Origin of the sequence: Dryocola clanedunensis (assembly GCF_038405435.1) — a bacterium.
Lineage (GTDB): Bacteria > Pseudomonadota > Gammaproteobacteria > Enterobacterales > Enterobacteriaceae > Dryocola > Dryocola clanedunensis_A.
On sequence record NZ_JBBYHZ010000117.1, the window covers coordinates 1 to 614 of the forward strand.

1 protein-coding gene is annotated in these 614 nt (G+C 66.3%); it reads left to right on the top strand.

Going from position 1 to position 614, the window contains the following annotated elements:
- Window positions 1-614: prepilin peptidase (locus AAE045_RS23760; RefSeq protein ID WP_455549764.1), on the top strand; the 614-nt coding region annotated here is incomplete at both ends.

The following is a 614-nucleotide window of genomic DNA, read 5'->3' on the forward strand; positions in this document are numbered from 1 at the left end:
CCCGCCGCGGTCGGGCTGGGGCTGCTCCTTGGCAGCTTCCTCAACGTCGTCATCCTGCGCCTGCCCAAGCGGCTGGAGTGGGAGTGGAAGCGCGATGCGCGCGAAGTGCTGGAAGAGCCGGACATCTACGAGCCGCCACCACCGGGCATCGTGGTGGAGCCCTCGCACTGCCCGCACTGCAAGCACAAGCTGTCCTGGTACGAGAACATCCCGCTGTTCAGCTGGCTGGCCCTGCGCGGCAAGTGCTGGCATTGCCATGCCCCGATCTCGATCCAGTACCCGCTGGTGGAGCTGCTGACCGCCGTGCTGGTCGCCGCCAGCGTCTGGCAGTTCGGGTTCGGCTGGCAGGGCTTCGGCGCGATCGTGCTGAGCTGCTTCCTGGTGGCGCCGTCGGGTATCGACCTGCGCACCCAGCTGTTACCGGATCAATTGACCCTGCCCCTGATGTGGCTGGGCCTGATCGCGGCCAGCGACAATCTCTATATGCCGGCCAAACCTGCCCTGCTGGGTGCGCTGGCGGGCTATCTGTCGCTGTGGTCGGTGTGGTGGCTGTTCAAGCAGATCACCGGCAAGGAAGGCATGGGCCACGGCGATTTCAAGCTGCTGGCCGCGCT